Source organism: Schinkia azotoformans (assembly GCF_035811335.1).
Taxonomy (GTDB): Bacteria; Bacillota; Bacilli; order Bacillales; family Bacillaceae_J; genus Schinkia; species Schinkia azotoformans.
Window position 1 is genome coordinate 1 of the sequence record NZ_JARSMD010000070.1, and the last position, 673, is coordinate 673.

Consider the following 673-nt stretch of genomic DNA (forward strand, 5'->3'; position numbering starts at 1 on the left):
CCTATTATTAAACTATAAAAGAATTGGAAATTAGTTACTATTGAATGTGTGATTCAAAAATGATTTACTAGAATAGTAAATTTTAAGTTAGTTAACAAACTCACTTATATAGAAAAAGAAAACAAGTGAGAAAAATTATAATACCAAACATCAGGAGGAATACATTAATATGTCTAAACAACCAACAATGAAAAAAGTTCTTAACGTAATGACAACAGCAGCATTAGTAGGTGGCGTAGTAGCACCGATCGTAGCACCAATCACTGCAGATGCAGCAAACAGCACAAACTTGGTAGATAAGGTATTACATGTAGATAATGACTATAAAACAGGCGATACAGCAACAAATAATATCATTATTAAAGAAAAAGATGTCGATTTTGCAACTGACGATACATTCCGTTTAACATTACCTTCTGGAGTAAAATGGTTAAAAGATGTATATCAAGGCAAAAATATTAATGAAGATGGAACCATTGCAGATGCTGGATTAGGTCATTATTTTGAAGTAGTTTCAGTAACAGACCAAGATTTAGAGTTAAAGGTGAAAGGATTTAATGATACAGTTAGTAGCGAACAAGTGAAAGTACCAATGTACTTTGAAGTAGATGGAGCAGAGGGTGAATTAAAAGTATCACTTGATGCCAAAGGTTCAACATTAACTTCAGGTCAA

General features: G+C 31.9%; 1 pseudogene. It reads left to right on the forward strand.

Features of this window, described 5'->3' with window-relative positions:
* Positions 1 to 169: 169 nt before the first annotated feature.
* A pseudogene (locus tag P9E47_RS22850) lies at positions 170 to 673 on the forward strand (copper amine oxidase N-terminal domain-containing protein); the annotation flags it as partial.